Consider the following 5,385-nt stretch of genomic DNA (forward strand, 5'->3'; position numbering starts at 1 on the left):
AAATAAAGCAAAACAAACAAAAAAATCCTAACACGAAATCCACAAAATGTTAACAAGCATCTGATTTTTAACTATTTTTATGCGTTGACCCTGACCACATACCATTTAATGAAACCTACCTAGAAAATTGTAGCCATGGAGGCATGTTTTATGATGAAATGGAAAATGCGATAATAAACCTGTTAAACCTCCCGGAAAAACCTGATGCAATTTTTGTGGCAGGCGACAGGTTATTTATTGGTTGTTTAACGGTATTTAAAAACTTAAACATTAAAATACCGACAGATATGGCGATTACTGGATTTAGTAACTCCGATTTTCTTGACCTTTTAAATCCTCCTTTAACTGCAGTTAGGCAACCAGCTTTCGAAATCGGACAAATTGCCACTGATTTGCTGATCAGCTTAATAGAAAGCAAATATCCAGTCTATGATTTTGAGAGTAAAATTTTAGACACCAATCTATTTGTTCGTGATTAAATTGAAATTCAAGTCTATACCGAAAATTTGGTATAGACTTGAAGAGAAAGGTGATACCTGCTATTTAATAATTTCCGGTAATACCCAATTCTAAACCACGTAATTCAGCTAATCCACGTAAACGTCCAATAGCTGAATATCCTGGATTTGATACTTTATGTAAATCGTCTAACATCTGGTGCCCATGATCAGGTCTGAATGGAATAGGACTTTCACGTTTACTGTTTTCTGCAGTTACGGCTTTCATGACCTCATACATATTTACATCCCCACCTAAATGGTCTGCTTCGTAGAAATTACCCTCTTCATCCTTGCTAACATTACGTAAATGCAGAAAATATACACGTGACTTGATGGCCTCAAAAATTTCAATCAAATCATTATTAACGCCTGCACCTAAAGATCCGGTACAAAAACAAATTCCATTAAAAGCTTTGTCAACTCTTTTAGTTAGGTACTCTAAATCTTCTTTCGTACTTACAATACGTGGAAGACCCAAAATTGGATATGGTGGATCATCAGGGTGAATAGCCATTTTTATACCCGTGCGCTCACAAACTTCAGCAATAGCGGAAAGAAAGTAAACCAGGTTTTCTTTCAAACCGGTAGCACCTATCTGTTGATATTCATCGATACTGTTTCGCAAAGCGTCTATTTCAATTTCCTTCTCATTTGGTATGCCCATGAGCACATTTACCCTAAGTGCAGCTAATTGATCATCCGTCATCGTTTTAAACCGCTCCGCTGCTTGTTTATTTATAGCTTCATTATAATCAGCAGCAGCAGCTGTTCTTTTTAAAATGTAAATATCAAAAACAGCGAGATCAATCCAGTTAAAATACAATGCTTTAGAACCATCAGTCATGGTGAGGTCTAATTGTGTCCGCGTCCAGTCTAGCACTGGCATAAAATTATAACAAACTGTTTTAATACCACATTGCGCTAAATTGCTCAAGGATTGCTTATAGTTTTCTATATAAAGCGATGCTTCAGGCCTGCGTGTTTTTATGGCTTCATGTATAGGCAGGCTTTCCACAACTACCCACTGTAAACCCGCAGTTTCTATAATAGCTTTACGCTCCAAGATATCTTCTACAGGCCATATTTCGCCATGTGGAATCTGATGTAATGCAGAAACAATACCGGTTGCGCCTGCCTGCTTAACATCCTGAAGTGTTACCGGATCTGAGGGACCATACCAACGCCAGCTTTGAAGTAATTTTTGTTTATTCATTATTTAAAAGTATAATTCTATGAAATTTTTCAGCGGCTTTTATTGCTTTACCAGAAAGCGGTATATAAGGCTACAATTAAACTGAAAATAATTAACGAACCAATAGCAAAAGGTGTTGATACCCGGAACATCTTCGCATCAATTTCAAGTCCTTTGGTAACCACTCCTCTTTTATTTTCATACATACTAATGAAATACATTCCAATAATGCAAGTTACAAATACCATTAACATTCTATCTATAAATGGAATTTCAAACACACCACTACTGTTGGCTACCGCCCATCCGTAAGTATACAAAGGCGATAGATCTACCCATCCTGGTAAAAGTTTAAGGATTACCGAAAACAGGAAGCCACCAACTGTAGCGAACAAGGCTGCACTCGAAGTTGTTTTTTTCCAGAAAAAGCCCAGAAGAAACATGGCAAAAATACCAGGTGAAACGAATCCTGTATATTCCTGTATGTATTGGAACCCTTGTTTTCCTTCACCCATTAAAGCATCTCCAATAATTAAGGATAATAAAACAGCAAGCAGCATGGAAACCACAATTGTTATTTTCCCAACATTCACTAATTTACGTTCTGAGGCATTAGTTTCAAATGCCTTTTTGTAAATATCTAAAGTAAAAATAGTAGCAATACTATTAGCTTTACCCGCAAGAGAAGCCACAATTGCAGCCGTTAAAGCGGCAAAGGACAAACCCTTTAAGCCTATTGGCAACAAACCTAATAAAGCAGGATAGGCTTTATTAGGATCCTGAACACCTGATGATGTCAATAAGTTTTCACTGCTTATTCCACCAAGATCTTCTTTTACAATATAGTATACTGCAATACCAGGAATTACTACAATTAATGGCATCAGCATTTTTAAAAAGGCAGCGAACAAAAGTCCGGCTCTGGCTACAGGCAATGTTGCCCCCAAAGCTCTTTGTGTAATATACTGATTGCAACCCCAATAATTCAGGTTAACAATCCACATTCCACCAATTAAAATACTTAAGCCAGGCAAGTCCATATAATGTGGATTGTCCTTCTTGAAAATCAAATGGAAATGCTCCGAGGCCCCCTGTGTTAAAATCGTGAATCCTTTTACAACACCTTGCTGATCAGAAATAAGATTTAATGCTAAGTAACTAGCAACCAGACCGCCTAGTATTAGAAAAAAGACCTGGATCACATCTGTATAGCCAATTACTTTCATCCCTCCAAGGGTGATGAAAATTGCAAACATCGCTAAAGCAAAAATACAAATGGTAATATTCAGACCTGATATCCCACTGATTGCAAGTGCACCCAAATAAAGAATTGACATCAGGTTAACTACAATATAAAGTACTAACCAAAAAACGGCCATAATCATCGCTACTTTTTCATTATAGCGCTGACTCAAGAACTGCGGCATGGTAAAGATTTTGTTTTTGAGGTAAACCGGCATAAAAAAGACTGCAACTACAATTAATGTCGCCGCTGCCATCCATTCATATACAGAAATAGCTAAACCAAGTATAAATCCTGAACCACTCATCCCAATTAATTGTTCGGCAGAAATATTTGAAGCAATAAGCGAAGCACCAATTGCCCACCAGGTTAAAGAGCCTTCAGCAAGAAAATAATCTTTAGAATCACTCATTAATGACTTCTTCTTATAATATATCCAGAAACCATAGCTCGAAACTATGATGAAGTAAACAAAAAAAACAATGTAATCGTAGGTATGTAATCCGCTCATTTTTTATATTTGGTAAACCCAAATATAAAATTATTTAGGAGATTGACGCATTTACAGGTTAACTAAAATTTACGCAAACGTTATCTCTAGTAATTTATTAATAACTTTTTCGGAAATGCGCAACTTCTATAAGTATTAAGAGTCATTATATTACTGGTTTTAGGCAAACAAAAAGAGAGACTTAATGCTTACAAATTGTACTTGCATAAAAATAATGCAGATAAAATGTACTTTTGTATTTACAAAAATTCATGAAAAAGAAATCCAGCTTCCTTCCTGTCATCTTATTTATTTCATTGTATTTCCTGCTGCATGTTTATGTTTTATCAGGGCTTCAGACCTACAGCAGCAATCCATTATTACCTTTATCATTTTGGCTGGTTATTTCGCTGGTCAGCTTGTTATTGATATATGCTTTGAAAAGAATTCAAAACCATGGTATGGATTATTTTTTTAAGTTTTCTACCCATGCTTTTCTCTTACTGCTGAGCACTGAACTTATTTTTTTTGCCATCCTTTTACCTGGAGATATTTACAGGATTTTCTCCCAAAATCCAAGAAATTTATACTGGATAGAGTTTGCGTCCCTAGTCTCGATGTTGACTTTATTAATCTTTATTTATGGAATGATCCATGGAAAATATGCCTATCGAGTGATTAAGCATTCGTTATTTTTTGAAGACCTTCCAGCTAATTTTGACGGCTTTACTATTACTCAAATATCTGACATTCACGCAGGGAGCTTTAACAACCCGAAAGCAATTCAAAAGGGAATTGACCTTATTAATAAACAATCTTCAGATCTATTTGTCTTTACAGGCGATCTGGTCAACAACAAAGCAAGTGAGGTACTGCCATGGATGAGTTATTTTTCACAAATCAAAGCGCCGCATGGCCAATTTTCTATTTTGGGAAATCACGATTATGGTGATTATGTTAAATGGAAAAATGATGCAAATAAGCGTGCTAATCTACAAAAGTTAAAAAACCACCATGCCACAATGGGTTACCGCTTATTATTAGATGAGCATGTAATAATTTATAAAAATGGAGAAAAAATAATTCTTGCAGGGGTTGAAAATTGGGGATTAGGATTTGGTGAACGCGGAGATCTTAAAAAAGCACTAAAGTCGGTTAACGTTAATGACTTTAAAGTCCTGCTTTCTCACGACCCCTCACACTGGGAAGCACAGGTGAAAAATTACCCTGTAAAAATTCAGCTCACACTATCCGGGCATACACATGGCATGCAGTTTGGACTGGAAGCATTCGGGATAAAATGGAGTCCCGTAAAATATCGTTATGCGCATTGGGCAGGTATAAAAAAAGAAAATAATCGTTACCTGAATATTAACCGCGGTTTTGGCTTCCTCGGCTTTTCTGGAAGAATTGGTATCTGGCCCGAAATCACTGTCATTACCCTTAGAAAGCTTCCTCCAGTTTCATAACAGGCACCCTTTTAACCAATTCTAAATAATGCGATCCAACAGTAGGTGTATTGGTTAATTCTCCATGTTGCATACCAAAAAGAATTTCCAGTTTTCTTACACATTCATAAGGCATGTCCTTTTTACTGTTCAATGGGATTTTGCAATAATTACGAAACGTATTGTAAGAAACACCTAATATTTCAGGAATTTGAATGACCAAAATCTTGTTTTGCTTAACTGGAAGATTTTCTAAAAACTCCTCTATTTTATATTTATACGTCATGATTTAGTGTATTTTATTTCGTAGAAATATATTAATTTATTATTATAATCTCTATAATTATTTAATAATTTTTTATAACAATGTATTACACCTTAAAATTCTGACAACAGAAATCGTTTTTGTATTAAAAATAAAAGACCGTTGCAAGGCAATATGTGATTTAACTAATTGATTAACAATAAATTACACTTGTTTTTTTTGTTATTTAGGATATTTTTATGTATTT

The 5,385-nt window shown here is 35.4% G+C and carries 5 protein-coding genes; 2 read left to right on the plus strand and 3 right to left on the minus strand.

What is annotated here, in order from left to right; translation table 11 throughout:
* Window positions 1-143 precede the first annotated feature (143 nt).
* Window positions 144-479, plus strand: coding sequence for a substrate-binding domain-containing protein (locus AAKU52_RS16980; protein ID WP_354335749.1), 336 nt, complete (start codon window positions 144-146; stop codon window positions 477-479).
* A 64-nt stretch (window positions 480-543) separates the two neighbouring features.
* On the opposite strand, the gene uxuA is transcribed toward AAKU52_RS16980, so the two are convergent.
* Complete coding sequence (uxuA, locus tag AAKU52_RS16985) at window positions 544-1,713, minus strand: mannonate dehydratase (protein WP_354335751.1); 1,170 nt, start codon at window positions 1,711-1,713, stop codon at window positions 544-546.
* Between the two features lie 47 nt (window positions 1,714-1,760).
* Entirely contained in the window at window positions 1,761-3,446 is a 1,686-nt protein-coding gene (locus AAKU52_RS16990; RefSeq protein ID WP_354335753.1) for a sodium:solute symporter family transporter, read from the minus strand.
* 251 nt (window positions 3,447-3,697) lie between these two features.
* On the opposite strand from AAKU52_RS16990, the gene AAKU52_RS16995 reads away from it, so the two are divergent.
* The gene (locus AAKU52_RS16995; protein WP_354335755.1) at window positions 3,698-4,894 is read left to right on the plus strand and encodes a metallophosphoesterase; all 1,197 of its coding nucleotides are present in this window, start codon (window positions 3,698-3,700) and stop codon (window positions 4,892-4,894) included.
* Here the strand turns inward: AAKU52_RS16995 and AAKU52_RS17000 are convergent.
* Window positions 4,869-5,159: a hypothetical protein gene (locus tag AAKU52_RS17000; RefSeq protein ID WP_354335757.1), complete on the minus strand. Its 291-nt coding sequence runs from the start codon at window positions 5,157-5,159 to the stop codon at window positions 4,869-4,871. The two genes, AAKU52_RS16995 and AAKU52_RS17000, sit on opposite strands and share 26 nt — an antisense overlap.
* Between the last annotated feature and the right edge of the window lie 226 nt (window positions 5,160-5,385).

The sequence above is a fragment of the Pedobacter sp. CG_S7 genome (genome assembly GCF_040544395.1).
GTDB lineage: Bacteria > Bacteroidota > Bacteroidia > Sphingobacteriales > Sphingobacteriaceae > Pedobacter.

Excerpts from the sequence above, each read along its gene's own strand:
- AAKU52_RS16980 (WP_354335749.1), top strand. The coding sequence starts at position 144 with ATGTTTTATGATGAAATGGAAAATGCGATAATAAACCTGTTAAACCTC.
- uxuA (WP_354335751.1), bottom strand. The coding sequence starts at position 1,713 with ATGAATAAACAAAAATTACTTCAAAGCTGGCGTTGGTATGGTCCCTCA.
- AAKU52_RS16990 (WP_354335753.1), bottom strand. The coding sequence starts at position 3,446 with ATGAGCGGATTACATACCTACGATTACATTGTTTTTTTTGTTTACTTC.
- AAKU52_RS16995 (WP_354335755.1), top strand. The coding sequence starts at position 3,698 with ATGAAAAAGAAATCCAGCTTCCTTCCTGTCATCTTATTTATTTCATTG.
- AAKU52_RS17000 (WP_354335757.1), bottom strand. The coding sequence starts at position 5,159 with ATGACGTATAAATATAAAATAGAGGAGTTTTTAGAAAATCTTCCAGTT.